The organism is Amycolatopsis sp. NPDC049688, assembly GCF_040674975.1.
Classification (GTDB): domain Bacteria; phylum Actinomycetota; class Actinomycetes; order Mycobacteriales; family Pseudonocardiaceae; genus Amycolatopsis.
In genome coordinates this window covers 21,087-39,446 of sequence record NZ_JBFANY010000011.1, presented here as the reverse complement: position 1 = coordinate 39,446, position 18,360 = coordinate 21,087, and the positions used below count along the sequence as shown (strand labels likewise).

The 18,360-nt window shown below is 72.6% G+C and carries 21 protein-coding genes; 12 read left to right on the top strand and 9 right to left on the bottom strand.

The window, feature by feature from the left end:
- Positions 1-47 precede the first annotated feature (47 nt).
- The 3 genes from AB0J55_RS29890 to AB0J55_RS29880 all read left to right on the top strand — a co-directional run bounded on the left by AB0J55_RS29890 (position 48) and on the right by AB0J55_RS29880 (position 2,913).
- Positions 48-1,172, top strand: coding sequence for a nucleotide pyrophosphatase/phosphodiesterase family protein (locus AB0J55_RS29890; RefSeq protein ID WP_364255699.1), 1,125 nt, complete (start codon positions 48-50; stop codon positions 1,170-1,172).
- 91 nt (positions 1,173-1,263) lie between these two features.
- Complete coding sequence (locus tag AB0J55_RS29885; protein ID WP_364255696.1) at positions 1,264-2,364, top strand: NAD/NADP octopine/nopaline dehydrogenase family protein; 1,101 nt, start codon at positions 1,264-1,266, stop codon at positions 2,362-2,364.
- Positions 2,365-2,604: 240 nt separating this feature from the next.
- Positions 2,605-2,913 (top strand): hypothetical protein, encoded by a 309-nt coding sequence (locus tag AB0J55_RS29880; protein WP_364255693.1) that lies wholly within the window; start codon positions 2,605-2,607, stop codon positions 2,911-2,913.
- Positions 2,914-3,104: 191 nt separating this feature from the next.
- On the opposite strand, the gene AB0J55_RS29875 is transcribed toward AB0J55_RS29880, so the two are convergent.
- Positions 3,105-3,644, bottom strand: a complete 540-nt coding sequence (locus AB0J55_RS29875) for a GNAT family N-acetyltransferase (RefSeq protein WP_364255690.1) — start codon at positions 3,642-3,644, stop codon at positions 3,105-3,107.
- On the opposite strand from AB0J55_RS29875, the gene AB0J55_RS29870 reads away from it, so the two are divergent.
- Positions 3,643-4,404, top strand: coding sequence for an alpha/beta hydrolase (locus AB0J55_RS29870; protein WP_364255688.1), 762 nt, complete (start codon positions 3,643-3,645; stop codon positions 4,402-4,404). The two genes, AB0J55_RS29875 and AB0J55_RS29870, sit on opposite strands and share 2 nt — an antisense overlap.
- Here AB0J55_RS29870 and AB0J55_RS29865 read toward each other — a convergent pair.
- Positions 4,392-5,207 carry an aminoglycoside phosphotransferase family protein gene (locus tag AB0J55_RS29865; RefSeq protein WP_364255685.1) on the bottom strand — a complete coding sequence of 272 codons (816 nt, stop codon included), beginning with the start codon at positions 5,205-5,207 and terminating at the stop codon, positions 4,392-4,394. The genes AB0J55_RS29870 and AB0J55_RS29865 overlap by 13 nt on opposite strands.
- 135 nt (positions 5,208-5,342) lie before the next feature.
- On the opposite strand from AB0J55_RS29865, the gene ctaD reads away from it, so the two are divergent.
- The 4 genes from ctaD to AB0J55_RS29845 all read left to right on the top strand — a co-directional run bounded on the left by ctaD (position 5,343) and on the right by AB0J55_RS29845 (position 9,675).
- Entirely contained in the window at positions 5,343-7,130 is a 1,788-nt protein-coding gene (gene ctaD / locus AB0J55_RS29860) for a cytochrome c oxidase subunit I (protein ID WP_364255682.1), read from the top strand.
- A 118-nt stretch (positions 7,131-7,248) separates the two neighbouring features.
- Positions 7,249-8,478, top strand: coding sequence for a phosphoserine phosphatase SerB (serB, locus tag AB0J55_RS29855; RefSeq protein WP_364255679.1), 1,230 nt, complete (start codon positions 7,249-7,251; stop codon positions 8,476-8,478).
- The gene (locus AB0J55_RS29850) at positions 8,475-9,254 is read left to right on the top strand and encodes a peptidyl-tRNA hydrolase (RefSeq protein ID WP_364255676.1); all 780 of its coding nucleotides are present in this window, start codon (positions 8,475-8,477) and stop codon (positions 9,252-9,254) included. Before serB ends, AB0J55_RS29850 begins: the two co-directional genes overlap by 4 nt.
- A gap of 16 nt (positions 9,255-9,270) precedes the next feature.
- Positions 9,271-9,675 carry an OsmC family protein gene (locus AB0J55_RS29845; RefSeq protein WP_364255673.1) on the top strand — a complete coding sequence of 135 codons (405 nt, stop codon included), beginning with the start codon at positions 9,271-9,273 and terminating at the stop codon, positions 9,673-9,675.
- Here AB0J55_RS29845 and AB0J55_RS29840 read toward each other — a convergent pair.
- The 4 genes from AB0J55_RS29840 to AB0J55_RS29825 all read right to left on the bottom strand — a co-directional run bounded on the left by AB0J55_RS29840 (position 9,668) and on the right by AB0J55_RS29825 (position 13,061).
- The gene (locus tag AB0J55_RS29840; RefSeq protein WP_364255670.1) at positions 9,668-9,850 is read right to left on the bottom strand and encodes a hypothetical protein; all 183 of its coding nucleotides are present in this window, start codon (positions 9,848-9,850) and stop codon (positions 9,668-9,670) included. The genes AB0J55_RS29845 and AB0J55_RS29840 overlap by 8 nt on opposite strands.
- 70 nt (positions 9,851-9,920) lie before the next feature.
- Complete coding sequence (locus AB0J55_RS29835) at positions 9,921-10,262, bottom strand: hypothetical protein (RefSeq protein WP_013229471.1); 342 nt, start codon at positions 10,260-10,262, stop codon at positions 9,921-9,923.
- A 58-nt stretch (positions 10,263-10,320) separates the two neighbouring features.
- A complete protein-coding gene (locus AB0J55_RS29830) occupies positions 10,321-12,369 on the bottom strand; it encodes an ATP-dependent DNA helicase (RefSeq protein ID WP_364255667.1) in 2,049 nt (682 codons plus the stop codon).
- A gap of 104 nt (positions 12,370-12,473) precedes the next feature.
- Positions 12,474-13,061 carry a biotin transporter BioY gene (locus tag AB0J55_RS29825; RefSeq protein ID WP_364255665.1) on the bottom strand — a complete coding sequence of 196 codons (588 nt, stop codon included), beginning with the start codon at positions 13,059-13,061 and terminating at the stop codon, positions 12,474-12,476.
- Positions 13,062-13,272: 211 nt separating this feature from the next.
- On the opposite strand from AB0J55_RS29825, the gene AB0J55_RS29820 reads away from it, so the two are divergent.
- A complete protein-coding gene (locus AB0J55_RS29820) occupies positions 13,273-13,890 on the top strand; it encodes a choice-of-anchor P family protein (protein WP_364256301.1) in 618 nt (205 codons plus the stop codon).
- 1 nt (position 13,891) lies between these two features.
- Here AB0J55_RS29820 and AB0J55_RS29815 read toward each other — a convergent pair whose 3' ends face one another.
- The 3 genes from AB0J55_RS29815 to AB0J55_RS29805 are packed head-to-tail and all read right to left on the bottom strand — an operon-like array spanning position 13,892 to position 16,428.
- Positions 13,892-14,536: a bifunctional 4-hydroxy-2-oxoglutarate aldolase/2-dehydro-3-deoxy-phosphogluconate aldolase gene (locus AB0J55_RS29815; RefSeq protein ID WP_364255662.1), complete on the bottom strand. Its 645-nt coding sequence runs from the start codon at positions 14,534-14,536 to the stop codon at positions 13,892-13,894.
- Complete coding sequence (locus AB0J55_RS29810) at positions 14,533-15,111, bottom strand: isochorismatase family protein (protein ID WP_364255659.1); 579 nt, start codon at positions 15,109-15,111, stop codon at positions 14,533-14,535. Before AB0J55_RS29810 ends, AB0J55_RS29815 begins: the two co-directional genes overlap by 4 nt.
- Before the next feature lie 15 nt (positions 15,112-15,126).
- On the bottom strand, positions 15,127-16,428 hold the full coding sequence (locus AB0J55_RS29805) for a nicotinate phosphoribosyltransferase (protein ID WP_364255656.1): 1,302 nt from the start codon (positions 16,426-16,428) through the stop codon (positions 15,127-15,129).
- A gap of 74 nt (positions 16,429-16,502) precedes the next feature.
- Here AB0J55_RS29805 and clpS point away from each other — a divergent pair, with 74 nt between their 5' ends.
- Genes clpS through AB0J55_RS29790 form a run of 3 tightly spaced genes read left to right on the top strand, consistent with a single transcriptional unit; the run spans position 16,503 to position 18,333 of the window.
- On the top strand, positions 16,503-16,802 hold the full coding sequence (clpS, locus tag AB0J55_RS29800) for an ATP-dependent Clp protease adapter ClpS (RefSeq protein ID WP_004560461.1): 300 nt from the start codon (positions 16,503-16,505) through the stop codon (positions 16,800-16,802).
- Positions 16,799-17,356 carry a DUF2017 domain-containing protein gene (locus AB0J55_RS29795; RefSeq protein WP_004560463.1) on the top strand — a complete coding sequence of 186 codons (558 nt, stop codon included), beginning with the start codon at positions 16,799-16,801 and terminating at the stop codon, positions 17,354-17,356. The genes clpS and AB0J55_RS29795 overlap by 4 nt, the downstream gene beginning before the upstream one ends.
- The gene (locus AB0J55_RS29790; protein WP_364255652.1) at positions 17,353-18,333 is read left to right on the top strand and encodes a P1 family peptidase; all 981 of its coding nucleotides are present in this window, start codon (positions 17,353-17,355) and stop codon (positions 18,331-18,333) included. The genes AB0J55_RS29795 and AB0J55_RS29790 overlap by 4 nt, the downstream gene beginning before the upstream one ends.
- The last annotated feature ends 27 nt before the right edge of the window (positions 18,334-18,360 follow it).

The following is an 18,360-nucleotide window of genomic DNA, read 5'->3' as shown; positions in this document are numbered from 1 at the left end:
CGCCGGAGCCATCCCCGGGTTCGGTCGATCGGTGGGAAGCTGGGCGCGTGCAGCCGCCTCCGCTCGCCGACGTCCCGCACCTCGGCCAGGTCGTCCCGTCCCTGCTCGCCGCGCTCGGGGTGCCCGGCTGCGCGAACACGCTGGCGGTGCCGGAGGTGCGCAGTGCCGGCGTCCTGCTCGTCGACGGGCTCGGCTGGGAGCTGCTCGCCGAGCACGCCGCGGACGCCCCGGTGCTGGCCGAGCTGGCCCGCGAGCCGCTGCGCGTCGGCTTCCCGTCGACGACGGCCGCCGGCGTCGCGGCCATCGGGACCGGGCTCGCCTCCGGCGAGCACGGCATGGTCGGCTACACCTTCGAGATGCCGGGCACGGGCGTGCTCAACGCGTTGCGCTGGTGCAGCCACGAGGACGGCAGCGACCTGCGCGGCGCCCTCCCGCCCCGCGAAGTGCAGCCCCTGCCGACGACGTTCGAGCGGGCCGCCGCGGCCGGGATCGACGCCGCGGTGGTGTCTTCGGCCAAGTTCCGCGACACGGCACTGACCCTGGCCACCCAGAGCGGGGCGCAGTACGCGGGGGTGCACGCGCTGGGCGACCTCGCCGCGCGGACGTTGTCGGTGCTCGGCGGGCGGGCGTTCTGCTACGCCTACCACAGCGAACTCGACCTGCTCGGCCATGTATACGGACCCGGGTCGGCCGCCTGGCGGATGCAATTGCGGCAGGTCGACCGCCTCGTCGAGTCCCTTGTGGACGGTCTGCCGCCCGGCGCGCTGCTCGCGGTGGTGGCCGACCACGGGATGGTGGCCGTCGACGACAAGCTCGACCTCGAAGACGCGCCCGAGCTGCTGGCCGGCGTCCGGACGTTCGGGGGCGAGGTCCGGGCCCGGCACGTCTACACCGAACCGGGCGCGGCCGCGGACGTCCTCGCGGCCTGGCAGGCGGTGCTGGGCGAGCGGGCCTGGGTGCGCTCGCGGGAGGAGGCCGTCGCCGAGGGCTGGTTCGGGCACACGGTCAGCGACCGGGTGCTGCCGCGCATCGGCGACGTCGTCGCCGCGGCCCGCGGCCGGTTCGGGATGGTGCGGGAGCTCGCGGAAGCCGTCGAGTCGTCGCTGATCGGCCAGCACGGCTCGCTGACCACCGCCGAACAGCTGGTCCCGCTGGCCCTCGCCCAGGGCTGACCCCGCTTTCCTCGAACGTGCCCCGGCGGGAACTTTCGCCGTCCCGGTGCCGACTCGTCCACTGCGTACCGGACTGACGGGAGTGGGCGGGATGAGCGTTCTGGACGGGATCGGGGTCGTCGGGGCGGGCGGCGAGGGACGGGCCGTGGCGGCCTACCTCGCCGCGCGGGAGCTGCCTGTGCACCTGTACACCCGGGATCTCGCGGCGGTGCGGGAGATCGCGTGCCGCCGGGAGATCGTCGCGCACGGGGTGCTCGACGGGCGGTTCCCGCTCCGGGAGGTGACCGCGGACCCGGCCGGGCTGGCCGCGCGGGCCGTCGTCCTGGTCGCCACCGTGACCACGGCTTATCCTTCGGTCGCGACGCGGATGGCACCGTACCTGCGCCCGGGGCAGGTGGTGGTGCTGTTCTCCAGCAAGCTCTGCGGGAGCGTCGAGTTCGCCCACGCGCTCGCCGCCGCCGGAGCACCGGAGGTCGACGTCGTGGAGACGGACGCGCTGTTCGCCGCCCGGCCGTCCGGGACCGGCGGGGTCACGGTGCTGGGCGTCAAGGGCTGGAACCTGATCTCCGGCTGCACCGAGGCCGCCGTCGCCCGGCACGCCGGCCTGCTGCGCGAGTGGTTCCCGATGCTGGAGCTCGCGCGCAACCCGGTGGAACGCGGCCTGCACGACTTCGGTGCGGTCGCGCACGTGCCGATCGCCCTCGCCAACCTGGGCCCCATCGACCGGGCGGAGGAGCTGCTCTTCTACGTCGAAGGCGTTTCGCCGCGGACGATCGCCCTGCTGGAGCGCACCGAAGCCGAGTTCGCCGCCGTCGCGGAGGCCTACGGTGCCCGGCTGCTGCCCATGACGGAGGTGCTCGACCGGTACTACGGCTGCCCGGCCACGACGTTGCTCGACGCGCTGCGGACCGTGGAGCCGTACCGGACGATCGCCGCGCCGACCAGCCTCGACCACCGTTTCCTCAGCGAGGACATCCGGTCCACGCTGGTGCCGCTGCAGGCGCTGGCGCGGTGTGCCGGGGTCGCCACGCCGGTGGTGGACGCGGCGATCACGATCATGTCCGTGCTCGGCGGGGAGGACTTCCGCCGCACGGGCCGGACGTTGCGCCGTCTCGGGTGGGACGGCCTCGGCCACGACGCGATCCTGGGCCGGCTGCGGTCCGGGGAGCGGGTGGCGGACCGGGCCGCTTGAGCCGGGTGGGGCATCTCGCGTGATGGGGCGGGCATCTCGCGTGATTGGAGGGTCATCTCGCGTGATTGGACGGACGACTCGCGTGCCTGGAGGGTCGACTCGCGTGCCTGGAGGGTCGGGTTGCGTGCCTGGAGGGTCGGGTTGCGTACCCAGGGGGTCGGGTTGCGTGCCTGGAGGGTCGGGTGTGGGAGGGGCGGGTGGCTGAGGGGGCGGGCTGTGGGGGGCCGTTACCGTCTGGGGGTGCCACGACGCAACCGTCCCGGCCGCCGCTCGGACGGTGGGCCGCCGCCCGAGCGGGAGCTCGGTGCCGCCACCGGGTGGGCCCGGGCCGAGTCCGGCGCGGACGGGGACTGGCTCGTGCGGACCGTGCCCGGGAGCCAGGCCACCAAGGTCTACCGCTGCCCCGGCTGCGACCACGAGATCCGGCCGGGGACGCCGCACCTGGTCGTCTGGCCCGCCGACGAGACCGGCTCGGTCGCCGACCGCCGGCACTGGCACCGCGCCTGCTGGGAAGCCCGCGCCCGGCGGCGGCCCTCCCGCCGCTATTGACTCCGGCCTGAGCCGCCGGTGATGGCCCGCAGCAGCCCGCCTTGGCGGTGGCCGGACCCGTCCGTTGGGCCCGGCCGACGGCCCTCCCGCCGCGCCTGACTTGCCGGTGATGGGCCGCAGCGTCCGCCCCTCCCGGCGCCCGGGCCGGGGGAGTGGGTGCTTCGCTCTGGAGTTGTCAAACAGCCGCCGGCTCAGCGCCGGTAGTGCCGGGACATCGCGCCGTCGTACAGCTCCTCCGTGTACTCCGTGAAGCCCAGGCGCTCCGCCACCCTCACGGATGGCTTGTTCGCGATGCTCACGCTCGCCAGCACCGGCACCGACGGCAGCTCCCGGGCGCACCACTCGAGGACCGCCTGCCCGGCCTCGACCGCGTACCCCTTGCCCCACGCCGACGGCCGGAAGCGGTAGCCGAGGTTGAGCACCTTCTCGCCGTGGAACTCGCGCAGCCGCACGCCGCACAGGCCGAGGACCTCGGTGCCGCCGCGTTCCAGGACCGCGGGGTAGCCGAAGCCGTGCTCGGCCCAGTGCGCCAGCCACTCCGAGAACATCTCCGACGCGCGCGGGACGTCGGGCGGGTCGGGGTGGAAGCGGTTGGTGCGCGGGTCCGTATGGATGTCGACCATCGCCTGCCGGTCCGCCTCGTGGAGCGGACGCAGCAGCAGCCGGTCGGTTTCGATGTCGGTGAACACATCGGCGAAGCTAGCGAGGGGGTCCGACAAAATGACGCGCATGACCGAACTCCCGCTGGTCCTCCTCCACGCCTTCCCCCTGGATTCCCGCATGTGGAACGCGGTGCGCGCGCCCCTCGCTTCACACCTTCGGGTGATCACCCCGGACCAGCGCGGCCTCGGCCGCTCGCCGCTGCCGGAGACCGATCGCGAACCGAGCCTGGAAGACGCCGCGCGGGACGTCGTCGCCCTGCTCGACCGGCTGGAACTGGACCGCGTCGTGCTCGGCGGCTGCTCGATGGGCGGCTACCTCGCCATGGCCGTGCTGCGGCTCGCGCCGGAGCGCGTCGGCGGCCTCGTGCTCATCGACACCAAGGCCACGCCCGACACGCCCGAGGCCGCGCAGACCCGGCTCGACGTCGCCGCCCGCGTCGAGCGGGAAGGCACCGAGGCCTGGCTCGCCGAGGCGAACCTGCCCACCCTGCTGGCGGAATCGACGCGGGAGCAGCGTCCCGAGCTCGTCGAGACGGTCCGCGGGATCATCGAATCGCAGCCGCCCGCCGGCATCTCGTGGACGGCGCTGGCCCTGCGGACCCGGCCGGACTCGCTCGGCCTGCTGCGGGACTCCGGCGTTCCCGCCCTGGTCATCGTCGGGGAAGAGGACCCGATCACCCCGGTGGCGGCCGCGAGCGCGATGGTCGAGGTCATGGACGGCGCGACGCTCGTCGTGCTCCCGGACGCCGGTCACCTGACCCCGCTGGAAGACCCCGCGGGCGTGGTCGAAGCGATCCTGTCCTGGTACCCGGCGACTCACGAGAAGTAGGCGTCGAGCGCGGTGCGGGCTTCGGGAAGCCGGTGCGGGAACCGCCGGGCGATCACGAAGCGCCAGGCGACGGCGAAGAGTTCTCGCACCCGCGTGTACGCGCGAAGAGCTTCTTCGGACACGGAGGCGGGGTAGGCGGCCAGGTACTCCGGGCCGCCTTGCCGGCCCAGGATGCCGAGGTCCCAGGCGAGCGGCCCGAGCCAGGTGTCCTCGAAGTCCAGCCAGCACGGCCCGGCCGGGGTCGCGATCAGGTTGCCGGGGTGCGCGTCGCCGTGCAGCGGCTGGACCGGGCTGTCCGGCAGCGCGGCTTCGATCCGGGCGGCTTCCTCGCGCAGGCGGGGGTCGAGGCCGAACCGCCCGAGGAGTCCATCGAGCTCGGCCAGCGGCCCGCGGCGGGGCAGCTCGCCCGGGTATTCACGCAGGGCCGCGTGCACCTCGGCGAGGGAACGCGCGACGACGTCCGGGGCGTACCGGTGAGCCGGGTCGTGCGGGGTGTGGTGCCAGAGCGTGACCGGCAGCCCGTCCGCGAAATGCGGCCCGGCCGGGGGATCCGCCGCCGGTGAGACGACGAGCACACCACGGTCGGTGAGGAACCGCGAGAGGGCGACATCGCGCGCGAGCCAGGCCGCCGGTTCCGGCCGGAGCAGCCGGGTCGTCGCGGGCACCCTGGCGACCAGCGGACCCAGTCTCACCAGCACGTTCGACCCCTCGTGGAGCACATCGGGCTCGTGCTCGGGCAGCCCCAGCCGGCCGGCCACGGCGCGGGCCGCGCGGACCGCCGCGCGGGTGTAGTCGTCGGCCACGCCCCGATCTTGCCAGCCGGTGCGCGCGACTGTCGGTAGCGAGGGCTACGATCCCCCTAAGCCGCCGGACCGGGTCTTCCCGGGCCCCGGTGGCACGACGATGACCACCACAAGGTTTCAGTGTTGGAGGCAGGAGTGACGGCCGTAGCCCCCAAGCCGATCGCCACGCGCCCGTACCCCGCGCGCGAGTCGGTTAAGGGTTCGTACCTGCTGCGGTTGTTCCGCACGACGGACCACAAGCAGATCGGGATCATGTACCTGGTCACGTCGTTCGCCTTCTTCATGGCGGGCGGCGCGATGGCCATGCTGATCCGCACCGAGCTGGCGCGGCCGGGGCAGCAGTTCCTGTCCCAGGAGCAGTACAACCAGCTGTTCACCATGCACGGCACCGTGATGCTGCTGCTGTACGCGACCCCGATCCTCTTCGGCTTCGCGAACTTCGTGCTCCCGCTGCAGATCGGCTCGCCGGACGTCGCCTTCCCGCGGCTGAACGCGTTCTCGTACTGGCTGTACCTCTTCGGCGGCCTGATCGTGATGTCCGGCTTCCTGACCCCGGGTGGCGCCGCCGACTTCGGCTGGTTCGCCTACACCCCGCTGTCGGACGCCATCCACTCGCCCGGCGTCGGCGCCGACCTGTGGATCTCCGGCCTGGTGGTCGGTGGTCTCGGCACCATCCTCGGCGCGGTCAACATGATCACCACCGTGGTCTGCCTGCGCGCCCCGGGCATGACGATGTACCGGATGCCGATCTTCACCTGGAACATCCTGGTCACCAGCATCCTGGTGCTGCTCGCCTTCCCGATCCTGACCGCGGCCCTGATGGGCCTGCTGGCGGACCGGCACCTCGGGGCGCACGTGTTCGACCCCGAAAACGGCGGCGTGATCCTCTGGCAGCACCTGTTCTGGTTCTTCGGCCATCCCGAGGTCTACATCGTCGCGCTACCGTTCTTCGGGATCGTGTCGGAGATCTTCCCGGTGTTCAGCCGGAAACCGCTGTTCGGCTACAAGAGCCTGGTCTGGGCGACGCTGGCCATCGCGGCGCTGTCAGTCGCGGTGTGGGCGCACCACATGTACGCCACCGGTGCCGTGCTGCTGCCGTTCTTCTCCTTCATGACGTTCCTGATCGCCGTCCCGACCGGCATCAAGTTCTTCAACTGGATCGGCACCATGTGGAAGGGCCAGCTGTCCTTCGAGACGCCGATGATCTTCTCGATGGGCTTCATCGTCACGTTCCTCTTCGGCGGCCTGACCGGCATCCTGCTGGCCGCGCCGGCGATCGACTTCCACGTGTCGGACAGCTACTTCGTCGTCGCGCACTTCCACTACGTGCTCTACGGCACGATCGTGTTCGCCACCTTCGCCGGCATCTACTTCTGGTTCCCGAAGATCACCGGCCGGATGATGGACGAGAAGCTGGGCAAGTGGCACTTCTGGACCACGTTCATCGGCTTCCACGGCACGTTCCTCGTCCAGCACTGGCTGGGCGCCGAGGGCATGCCGCGCCGGTACGCGGACTACCTGACCAGTGACGGCTTCACCACGCTGAACACGATCTCCACGATCGGCGCGTACATCCTCGGCGCCTCGACGCTGCCGTTCATCTGGAACGTCTTCAAGAGCTACCGGTACGGCGAGATCGTCACGGTGGACGACCCGTGGGGCTACGGCAACTCGCTCGAGTGGGCGACGTCCTGCCCGCCGCCGCGGCACAACTTCACCGAGCTGCCCCGGATTCGCTCCGAGCGGCCGGCGTTCGAACTGCACTACCCGCACATGATCGAGCGCATCCACAACGAGGGTGAGATCGGTTTCTTCGGGAAGCAGAAGGTCAACAGCCACGCGGCGCCGTCGCAGCTGCTCACCGAAGCGGTGATCCCCGGGGATCACTCGAACGACAACGCGAGCGAGCAGGGCGACAAGTAACACCCCGATCGAGTGAGCGCGTGCCCGGCTTATGTGAAGCCGGGCACGCGCTCTACTTATGTTCGACCCCGGACCGGCAGACTGATCGGGCAGCGTTGCCGAACGAGGGATGACGAGAGTGACCCAGACCCCCGTCCTGATCACGACGACCGGCCCCGACAAGCCGGGCGTCTCGTCCGTGCTGTTCGCCGTGCTGACCCGGCACGACGTCGACGTGCTCGACGTCGAGCAGGTCGTCATCCGCGGGCAGCTCGTGCTCGGGGTGCTCGCCGGGGTCTACCGCGACCCGGAGGGGCTGCAGGAGACGGTCGAGCAGGCGATGGCGTCCGTCGGCATGCAGGTCGACGTCAAGATCGGCATGGCCATCGGGGACGATCCGTTCGCGCTCGGCCGCCGGGACTCGACCCACGTCCTGGTCGTGCTGGGCCGCCCGGTGACCGCGCGGGGCTTCTCCGAGGTGGCGCGCCGGCTGGCGTCGCTGGGCGCCAACATCGACGCGATCCGCAGCGTCGCCGACTACCCGGTCACCGGCCTCGAGCTGTACGTCTCGGTCGACGAGGACACGCTCGAAGCCGACGCCGCGTTGCGCTCGGAGCTCGCCGACGCCGCCGTCGAGGCGGGCGTCGACATCGCCGTGGAGCGGGCGGGCATCACGCGCCGGGCGAAGCGGCTCGTCGTGTTCGACGTGGACTCGACCCTGATCCAGGGCGAGGTCATCGAGATGCTGGGCGCGCACGCCGGGGTCGAGCCGGAGATCCGCGAGATCACCGAGGCGGCCATGCGGGGCGAGCTGAACTTCACCGAGTCGCTGGAACGGCGGGTCGCATTGCTGGCCGGGCTGCCGGCGACGGCGATCGACGAGGTCGCCGCGTCGATCGAGCTGACCCCGGGCGCGCGCACGACGATCCGGACCCTCAAGCGGATGGGCTTCCGGACCGGCGTGGTCTCGGGCGGGTTCACCCAGGTCATCGACGGTCTGGTGGCCGAGCTGGGGCTCGACTTCGCGGTGGCGAACGAGCTCGAGATCGTGGACGGCAAGCTCACCGGGAAGGTCATCGGCGACGTCGTCGACCGGGCAGGCAAGGCGAAGGTGCTTCGCCGCTACGCCGCCGAGTACGACATCCCGCTCGAACAGTGCGTCGCGGTCGGGGACGGCGCCAACGACATCGACATGCTGTCGGCCGCGGGCATGGGCGTCGCGTTCAACGCGAAACCCGCGCTGCGGGAGGTGGCCGACACCGCGCTGTCGCACCCGTACCTCGACGCCGTGCTGTTCGTCCTCGGCCTCACCCGTGGCGAGGTGGAAGCGGCCGACGCCGCCGACGGGCTCGAGCTGATGCGTCCGTGAGCAGCGTTCTCGACCCCCTGGGCGCCCGCTACGCCTTTTGGCTGGGGCTCCCGGCCGAAGACACCTCGGACACCTCCGACGAGCTCCCCGGCGAAGTCCGGGCGATGCCGGTGATCCTCCGCATCGAGCGGGCCGAGCCGCCGGGCCGCACCCCGCTGCTGGAGGCGGCGGCCGCGGCGGCGCTGGCGGTCTGCCTCGACGAGCGTTCCCGGCCCGGCGGCGAGTGGGCCGAGCCGGTGCACGCGTGGCTCGACAACCGGATCCGGAAGGTCGCGCGCCGGGCGAGGGGCGCGCATTGGGCGGCCGTCCAGGACCTGCCGGGCATCACCGTCGAGGTCGGGGGCGCCGAGGCGCGCGCCCTCGTGCCGGGCCTGGTCACCGAGACGCCCAAGGACGTCGCGCGGCTGCAGATCTCGGGCAGCGAACTGCCGCCCGACGAGCCGGGCCCGATCCCGGACGGCGTCCCGTTGCTGCTGCTCAACCCGCACGTGCCGATGACCGTCGGCAAGGCCGCCGCGCAGGTCGGCCACGCGACGATGATCCTCGCCGCGCTGCTGGGCGACGCCGAACGGGCCGCCTGGGCCGCGGACGGGTTCCGGGTCGCTGTCCGGACGGCGAGCCCAGTGCAGTGGAAGGAACTGCACCCCGGCGACGATCCCGAGGGCGCGTGGCGGCGCGACCGGGTGATCGCCGTGCGGGACGCCGGGTTCACCGAAGTCGACCCGGGCACGATCACGGTTCTTGCCCAGTGGGAGCCGGAACAAGCGGCTCTCTGACCCGGTTGGAGCGGGCATGGCACTGGAAGTGGAACGCACGGGCGAGCACGCGTTCGTCGGGCGCAACGAGCGGGGCGCGGAGGTCCGGCTGGGCCGCAAGGGCGCCGAAGGGGCGTTCTCGCCCGCCGAACTGCTGCAGATCGCGGCCGCGGGCTGCAGTGCAGTCACCGCTGAAGAGCTGATCGTCCGGCGGATCGGGGAGAACGCGAGGTTCCGCGTGGATGTCACCGCGGACCGGCGTGAAGGAGCTTCGGAGCTGGACGCCGTGCACGTTGCTTTCGATGTCGACGTGTCGGCTTTGCCAGCGGATCAGCGGGAAGCGCTCGCCGGTGCCGTGGATCGCGCGATCGAGCGGCTCTGCACGGTGAGCCGGACGCTCAAGAAGGGGATTCCGGTGACGGAGGAGTTCCCGGCTAGCTGAGGTACTTCGGCAGCTCGAGCCGATCGGCGGCTTCGGCGAGCTTCTCGCGCTCTTCGTCGTTCATGAACGCGGTGAGGGCGCCGCAGTCAAGGCAGGCGCGGCCGTAACCGACGTCGAACGTCGGGGTGCGTGCGAAGAACTTCGGCGCCGCGTAGGTCAGCGTCAGGCTGAACATCCGCTGTCCGCTGGCTCTCAGCTCGCCGAGCGGGCCGAGACGCTCCGAACCGCAGACCGGGCAGCGCACGTCAGTTCTGGCCGGATTCCCAGACGACGTAGGCCTGGTCGGCGTCGGTCGTCATGGCCTCGATGAACTTCTCGTTGTCGAAGCCGGGCAGGGCCTGCAGGCGCTCGATGAGCGCGTCGGCCGCCGGGTCGCCGCTCGGGACCGCCGTGCCCTTGCCGTCGGTGCCCACCAGCATGAAGAAGACGTCTTCGTTCCACGGGCCGTCGGGGATGACCCGCACCATCACCGACGACAGGCCGGCCCACGTGACGGCCTCTTCGCTGCCGTCCGCGAGCCGCCGCCGCACTCCGGTGTCGTCGACGCTGACGGTCCGGGACTGGGCGCTGGACGAATCCTGGGTCAACCGGTGCTCCCTTGTTGCTTCGGTGGCTTCACCGTACCGGGCGCGGCTGTGGACCGCGTCACGCGGGCGCGGCTGCGTCGAGGCGGCGCAGCGCTTCCCGCACCACCTTCGGGTCCATCGTGGGCCAGAACGGCGGCAGGGACGCGCGCAGGAAGCCGCCGTAGCGGGCGTTCGCCAGCCGTGAATCCAGCACCGCCACCACCCCGCGGTCGCTGACCGCCCGGTGCAGCCGCCCGGTGCCCTGCGCCAGCAGCAGCGCGGCATGCGTGGCCGCCACCGTGAGGAACCCGTTGCCGCCGCGGGCTTCCACCGCGCGCTGCCGCGCCGAGGACACCGGGTCGTCCGGGCGCGGGAACGGGATCCGGTCGACCACCACCAGCTGCAGCGACGGCCCCGGCACGTCCACGCCCTGCCACAGGCTCAGCGTGCCGAACAGGCACGTGCGCACGTCCTCGGAGAACTTCTGGACCAGCAGCGATGTCGCGTCGTCACCCTGGCACAGGATCGGGAAGTCCAGCCGCTCGCGCATCTCCTCGGTGGCCTGCTTGGCCGCCCGCATCGAGGAGAACAGCCCGAGCGTGCGCCCGCCCGCGGCCTCGATCAGCTCGGCCAGTTCGTCCATTGTGGACGGCGTCAGGCCGTCGCGGCCCGGCGGCGGCAGGTGCTTGGCCAGGTACAGGATGCCGTTGCGCCGGTGGTCGAACGGCGAGCCGACGTCCAGGCCGGTCCACTTCGGGCCCGAGTCGTCCGACGGCGCTTCCTTCTCCGTCGCCGCGCCCGGCGCCTGCTCCACCTTGGCTGCGCCCGGCGGGAGGCCCCACTGCCGCGCCATCGTGTCGAATGTGCCGCCCAGGGTGAGCGTCGCCGACGTCAGGATCGTCGTGTGCTGGTTGAACACGCGCTCCCGCAGCAGGCCCGCCACGCCCAGCGGCGCCACCTTCAGCGCCGGCGGCCGCGGGTTCGACGAGTACTTGTCGCCCGACAGCCAGACGACGTCGCGCTGGTGCGCCTGGTCCTCGTCGAACGCCTCCAGCAGCCGGACCGCGGTGTCGTGCACCTCGTCGAGCAGCGACCGCGCCAGCTTGCGCGCCGTCGCCCCCTCGACGTCCTCCTTGCGGTCGGAACCCAGGGCGGTGATGCATGCGTGCGCGGCGTCGCGGACCGCCGGGATCGCGCCCTTCAGCGGCCGCGGCAGCTCGTCCATCCGGCCCGGGGGCAGGTCGTCGACGATCAGCGCCAGCCCGTCACCCGCCTCCAGCAGGCGGTCGGCGACGTCGGCGTCGATCAGCTTGCCGCAGCGGCGCGCGGCGGACGCGCACATCGCGCTGGTCAGCTCGCCGGTGGCGACCGAGGTGACCCGGTCGACCAGGTCGTGGGCCTCGTCGATGATCACCACGTCGTGGTCCGGCAGCACCTGATAGCCCTGCAGCGCGTCGATCGCCAGCAGCGCGTGGTTGGTCACGATGACGTCGGCGCGGCCCGCCTCGGCGCGGGCCTTCTCGGCGAAGCAGTCCGTGCCGATCGGACAGCGCGAAGCGCCGAGACATTCCTTCGCCGTCACCGAAACCTGACGCCACGCCTGGTCGGAGACGCCGGGGACGAGCTCGTCGCGGTCGCCGGTTTCGGTGTCCGACGCCCACTCCCGCAGCCGCGTGACCTCCTTGCCCAGCCGTGAGACCGCGAACGGGTCGAACAGCTGGGCGTCCTCCGGCTCGTCCGGCGCGCCGGAATCCAGCCGGTGCAGGCACATGTAGTTGCGGCGGCCCTTGAGGATCGCGAAGGTCGGCTCGCGGCCGAGCGGCTTCTTCAGCGCCTTCGCCAAGCGCGGCAGGTCGCGGTCGACGAGCTGGCGCTGCAGCGCGATCGTCGCCGTGGAAACCACGACCGTCGCTTCCTTCTCGACGGCGTGGCGGATCGCGGGCACGAGGTAGGCCAGTGACTTGCCGGTGCCGGTGCCGGCCTGCACGGCCAGGTGCTCACCGGTGCGGATGGCGCGGCCGACGGCGTCGGCCATCTGGACCTGCCCCGGGCGTTCGGCACCGCCGACGGACTCCACCGCGTGGGTGAGGAGTTCGAGGACGCCGGGGAAATCGGTTCGGGCGGGCACAGCGACACACATTAGCCGCCACCACCGACAGAGATCGGTGCTCCGTCGCGAACGGGCCACTCGCGTCGCGGGACCTCCCGGACGGAAGGTCCCGCGACGAGCGATCAGTCCTGCTTGCGGCCGGAGACCAGCTTCCAGGTCAGCGGCAGCAGCCCGGCGGCCACGACGATCTTGATCGCGTCCCCGATCAGGAACGGCGTGACGCCCTTGGCGAACGCGGTCGGCAGGTCGAACCCGGTCGAGGCCATCAGCCACGGCACGCCGAACGCGTAGATCACGACGTTGCCGAGCACCATGGTGCCCGCGGTGCGCACCGGCGTCCGGTCGCCGCCGCGGCCGGCCAGCGCGCCGACCAGTGCGCCGGCGAAGACGAACCCGACGATGTAGCCGGCGCTGGCGCCGGACAGGCCCGCGGTGCCGTGCTGGAACCACGGCACGCCCACCGCGCCCACCAGCAGGTACACCAGCATCGACGCGGCACCGCGCGACATGCCCAGCGACGCGCCGACGAGCAGCGCGGCAAACGTCTGGCCGGTCATCGGCACCGGGCTGCCCGGCACCGGGATGGTCAGCTGCGCGGCGGCACCGGTGAGCACGGCACCGCCGGCGACCAGCGCGATGTCCCGCACGAGCGAGCCGGGCACGAGGTCGGCCAGCACGGGCCGCTTGCCGGCGAAGGACAGCGAAGACACGAAACCTCCCGAAGTGAACAGGCGACGCCCGAGGTTAACGCTCGTTACCGTCCCGCGGACCCGCCGAGTTGCGTTCCTCACCGGCCACTCGTCCGGGTGGACCCGATCAGGGCGGCCGCCGGACCGGCCGATGACGAAGGGGGCGAGGTGCGAACCGTCACGGAAGCGAGGAGACCGGAGCATGCGAACCGCCAGGAAGAGGACATTTCGGTTGCTGGCCGTGACGACACTGGCTGTTCCGGTGCTGGGTGCCGCGGCCCCCGTGACGTCCACCGGATGGGCGGCTTCCGGCTCGGTGGACGTGACGATCGACAACGAGCACGTCGTCACCGGCGACCTGGCCAAGTGCAGCGTCGACGGGCCGTACCGGGGCTGGACGCAGGGGGGCGCCACCGGTGACGTCGCCGTGTTCGGCGCCGGCGACAGCGAGTGCGGCCGGTCGGAGGGCGTGTCGGTCGCGCAGGCGTCCGGGCGCCGCTTCCGGGCGGCCGTGCTGCAGCGCTACGGCGGTCCGGAGATCACCGTGCGCACGTACTCCGTGAAGTGCGCGACGACGGCGACCGGCAGCCTCGGCGAGGTGTCGGTCGGCGCCGTGGAGGGCATCACCGTGCCGGAGCAGATCCCGCCGAACCACCGGATCGTCATCCCCGGCGGCGCCGCGGGCACCGCGCTGGCGACGGTGACCCTCAACGAGACCGTGACGCCCCAGCCGCCGGACGGCAGCCTGGTGACGCACGCGGTGCACATCAAGCTGTTCCCGCAGGGCGGCCCCGCGAGCGGCGACATCTACCTGGGCACGGCCGCCTGCGACCCCTTCGGGAAGAAGTAGCTCAGGCGGTCGCGAAGCGCGAAGCCGCGGCGACGAACTCGCCCGCCCGCGCGGCCAGGTCCGGCAGGCTGCCGCCGGAGGAGAGCGCGTCGCCCAGCAACGGCGTCGCCGCGGCGACCGCGATCGCGCCCGCGCGCAGGTAGCCCTCGACGTCGGCCAGGTGGACGCCGCCGGTCGGCACCAGCGGGACGTCCGGCAGCGGCGCCCGCACCGCACGCAGGTACGCGATCCCGCCCACGGCCGCGACCGGGAACACCTTGACCGCGGCCGCGCCCAGCCGCCACGCCTGGTCGATCTCCGTCGGCGTCAGCGCGCCGCAGATCACCGGGGTGTCCAGTGCCGCAGCGCGCTCGAGCACCGCCGGGTTGACGGTCGGCGTGATCAGGTACGCGGCACCGGCGTCCACCGCGACGTCCACATCGGACGGTTCGCGGACGCTGCCCGCGCCGATCAGCGCGGCTTCGCCCAGCGCCAGGCGCAGCGCGGTGATGGCCGCGGGCGCGCCCGGCGTGGTCAGCGTCGCTTCGAGCAGGCGGACACCCGCCGCGTGCAGCACCATCGCCGCGTCGGCGAACCGCGAAGCGTCCGAAGCACGCAGGATCGCGACCAGCCGGTGTTCCGCCAGCGCCGCCTGCAGGTCCTTCACGCGGCCGGGCCGACGACGGCGGTGCCGGTGTAGGCGACACCCGCCTCGTCGAAGTCCTTCAGCGTCGCGTCGACGGTGGGCTGCGAGCCGCCGACGGTCAGGTCCAGCAGCACCCGCACGCCGAAGCCGGCCTTCTTCGCGTCGAGCGCCGTCGCGCGCACGCAGAAGTCCGTCGCGATGCCGACGACGTCGACGTCGGTCACGTCGTGCTCGCGCAGCCACGCCTCCAGGGACTTCCCGTCCCGGGCCGCGCCCTCGAAGCCGGAGTACGCGGCGCTGTACTCGCCCTTGGAGAACACCTCGCCGATCGGGACGACGTCGAGGGCGGCGTGGAACGACGCGCCCGCGGTGCCGGCGACGCAGTGCACCGGCCAGGAGTCCTTGAAGTCCGGCGTCTCGCTGAAGTGGTCACCCGGGTCGATGTGGTTGTCCCGGGTCGCCACCACGTGGCTGTAGCCGCCTTCCGCGGCCTGCTTGGAGATGCCGGCGGCCGCCGCGGCCCCGCCCGGCAGGCCGAGCGAACCCCCTTCGCAGAAATCGTTCTGCACGTCCACCACGATCAGCGCGGTACCCATCGGTCGGACTCCCTCTCAGAGAAACAACGTGGGGATGGCAGGCTCGCCGTGCGAGAGCTTGAGGCCCTCCCACGGCAGGCTGACCAGGCCGCGGCGCAGCCGCTGCCTCGCGTCGTCGAGCGTAGGCAGGCCGGGCTCCGGGCGGCCAGCGCGCAGCAGCGGGATCTGCAGCGGCCGGTCGTTGTCGTCCGGCTCCGGCGCGCCCGAACCGGACGCCCAGACGACCTCCTCGACCGCCGTGCCGGTGCTGCGGTGGCGCCGCAGGGCGGACTTGCGGCCGCCGCGCGACTCCTTGTGCGCGCTGCGCTTGGCGACCGGCTTGCCGTCCACCTCGACCAGCTTGTAGACCATCCCGGCGGTCGGCGCGCCGGACCCGGTGACCACCGAGGTGCCGACGCCGTAGGCGTCCACCGGCTCCGCGCGCAGCGCCGCGATGGCGTGTTCGTCGAGGTCGCCGGACACCACGATCCGGGTGTCCTTCGCGCCGAGGGCGTCCAGCTGCTCGCGGGCGCGGCGGGCGAGCGGGCCGACGTCACCGGAGTCGATCCGGATCGCGCCGAGCTCGGGGCCGGCGACCCGGACGGCGGTCTCGATGCCCGCGGTGATGTCGTAGGTGTCGACCAGCAGCGTCGTGTCCGCGCCCATCTTGTCCACCTGGGCGCGGAAGGCCGCCTCCTCGCTGTCGTGCAGCAGCATGAAGGCGTGCGCGACGGTGCCGCGGGTCGGGATGCCGTAGCGGCGGCCGGCCTCGAGGTTGGACGTCGTCGCGAAGCCGGCCAGGTAGGCGGCGCGCGCGGCCGCGACCGCGGCGTACTCGTGCGTGCGGCGGCCGCCCATCTCGATGATGGGACGGCCGTGCGCGGCGCCGGACATCCGGGCCGCCGCCGACGCGATCGCGCTGTCGTGGTTGAGGATCGACAGGACCAGCGTCTCCAGCAGCACGCATTCGGCGAACGAGCCGGTGACGGTGAGGATCGGCGAGCCGGGGAAGTACAGCTCGCCCTCGGGATAGCCGTCGATGTCCCCCGAGAACTCGTAGTCGGCGAGCCAGGCGAGCGTCGCGTCGTCGACGACGGCGGTCGCTTCCAGCTGCGCCAGTTCGGCGTCGGTGAAGCGGAAGTCCGCGATCGCGTCGAGCACCCGGGCGGTGCCCGCGACGACGCCGTAGCGGCGGCCGTCCGGCAGCCTTCTGGCGAAAACTTCGAACACGCAGGGCCGCGCGTGCGTCCCGTCGGCGAGCGCGCTGCCCAGCATGGTCAGCTCGTAGTGGTCGGTGAGCAGGGCAGTGCTGGCCGTGGCCGGTTCCGGTGAACCCATGGGGTAAGCCTATTCACCCACATGGCCGGACCTGGCGCGGCGTACCCCGTGACCCCCGTGACACCATGGGGTGCATGTCCACGCCTGTCGCATCCGAACAGACGCAGGTCGAACCGGCCGGTGCGGAAGTCGCCGAGTCGGACACCCCCTGGCGGACCGTGGTCTGGAACGACCCGGTCAACCTCATGTCGTACGTGACCTACGTCTTCCAGAAGCTGTTCGGCTACAGCCGCGACCACGCCACCAAGCTGATGCTGGACGTGCACCACAAGGGCAAGGCGATCGTGTCGTCCGGCAGCAAGGAGAAGGTGGAGACCGACGTGGCGAAACTGCACGCGGCCGGCCTCTGGGCCACCATGGAGCAGCCTTCGTGAACGGCTGGCGGCGCAAGGGCGCGGTGATCCACGCGGGGTTCGAGCAGCAGGAAGCGGCCGTGCTGCGCGGCCTGGTCAGCCAGCTCGAGGACATGCTCACCGCGCGTGCCGAGGAGGCCCCCCAGGACGAGCTCGCCGAGCTCACCGGCATCCGGACCGGGCCGACCGAGTCCCCGGACGACCCGGTGCTCTCGCGGCTGCTCCCGGACTTCCACAAGCTCGACCCGGACAACCCGTCGCGGGAGGACATCGACTCCTCCGCGGCGATGCGGTCGCTGCACGAGCCGGAGCTGCTCGACATCAAGGTCGGCGTGGCGAAGATCGTGCTGGACACGCTGCCCCGCGACGGCGGCCACGTCCGGCTGACCGAGGAGCAGGCCGACGCCTGGCTGGGCGCGCTCAACGACGTCCGGCTGGCGCTGGGCACCGCGCTCGACGTCACCGAGGACATGCCCGACGAGCTGCCCGAGGACGACCCGCGGGCGCCGCACCTGGGCGTCTACCACTGGCTGACTTGGGTGCAGGAGACGCTGATCCAGGCGCTGACCGGATGATCACCGACGTGCCCGGTGTCCTCGTCGGGCACCACGAGCGGGTCGGCGGCGGCTGGGCCACCGGGACGACGGTGGTCCTGGTCCCCGAGGGCGCGGTCGGCGCGGTCGACCAGCGCGGCGGCGCGCCCGGCACGCGGGAGACGAACCTGCTGGAGCCCGAGAACCTGGTGCAGCGGGTCAACGCCGTGTGCCTGTCGGGCGGGTCGGCGTACGGCCTGGCCGCGGCCGACGGCGTGATGCGGTGGCTGGCCGAGCGGAACCTGGGCTTTCCCGTCGGGACACAGCCGCACGAGGTGGTGCCGATCGTGCCCGCGGCGGTGCTGTTCGACCTGCCGCGCAGCGACTGGGGCAACCGGCCCGACGCCTCCTTCGGCTACGCGGCCTGCGAAGCCGCTTCGGGCTCCTTCGCCCAGGGCACGGTCGGCGCGGGCGCCGGGGCGGCTGTCGGGTCGCTGAAGGGCGGGATCGGGTCGGCGAGCGAGGTCGTCGGCGAGTTCACGGTCGGGGCGCTGGCGGCGGTCAACGCGGCCGGCGAGGCCGTGGACCTCTCGACGGGCCGGGCGTACGCGGCCGACCACGGCGATTTCGGCGTCACGTGGCCTTCGCGGGCGGCCGACCTGCCGTCCCGCCGGACGGACCTCAACACGACGATCGGGGTGGTCGCGGTCGACGCGGCCCTGTCCAAGGCCGAGGCGCGGCGGCTCGCGGTCGCGGCGCAGGACGGGCTGGCGCGGGCGGTGCGGCCCGCCCACTCGATGTTCGACGGGGACACGGTGTTCGCGCTGGCCACGGGCGCGCACGAGCTGCCGGACGCGAGCGGCCCGTTCGGCGCGGCGGCCCGGCCGGCGGCCCTGGACGCGCTGTGCTCGGCGGCCGCGCGGGTGTTCGCCCGGGCGATGGTCCACGGGCTGCTGGCGGCGACCACGGCCGGCGGGGTGCCCGCCTACCGGGACGTCTGGCCGGAGGCGTTCGCGTAACGCCGGGCGGCCCCGCTCGGATCATCC

Excerpts from the sequence above, each read along its gene's own strand:
- AB0J55_RS29875 (WP_364255690.1), bottom strand. The coding sequence starts at position 3,644 with ATGCGCGTCATTTTGTCGGACCCCCTCGCTAGCTTCGCCGATGTGTTC.
- AB0J55_RS29870 (WP_364255688.1), top strand. The coding sequence starts at position 3,643 with ATGACCGAACTCCCGCTGGTCCTCCTCCACGCCTTCCCCCTGGATTCC.
- AB0J55_RS29885 (WP_364255696.1), top strand. The coding sequence starts at position 1,264 with ATGAGCGTTCTGGACGGGATCGGGGTCGTCGGGGCGGGCGGCGAGGGA.
- AB0J55_RS29790 (WP_364255652.1), top strand. The coding sequence starts at position 17,353 with ATGATCACCGACGTGCCCGGTGTCCTCGTCGGGCACCACGAGCGGGTC.
- AB0J55_RS29805 (WP_364255656.1), bottom strand. The coding sequence starts at position 16,428 with ATGGGTTCACCGGAACCGGCCACGGCCAGCACTGCCCTGCTCACCGAC.
- clpS (WP_004560461.1), top strand. The coding sequence starts at position 16,503 with ATGTCCACGCCTGTCGCATCCGAACAGACGCAGGTCGAACCGGCCGGT.
- AB0J55_RS29810 (WP_364255659.1), bottom strand. The coding sequence starts at position 15,111 with ATGGGTACCGCGCTGATCGTGGTGGACGTGCAGAACGATTTCTGCGAA.
- AB0J55_RS29840 (WP_364255670.1), bottom strand. The coding sequence starts at position 9,850 with ATGTTCAGCCTGACGCTGACCTACGCGGCGCCGAAGTTCTTCGCACGC.
- AB0J55_RS29845 (WP_364255673.1), top strand. The coding sequence starts at position 9,271 with ATGGCACTGGAAGTGGAACGCACGGGCGAGCACGCGTTCGTCGGGCGC.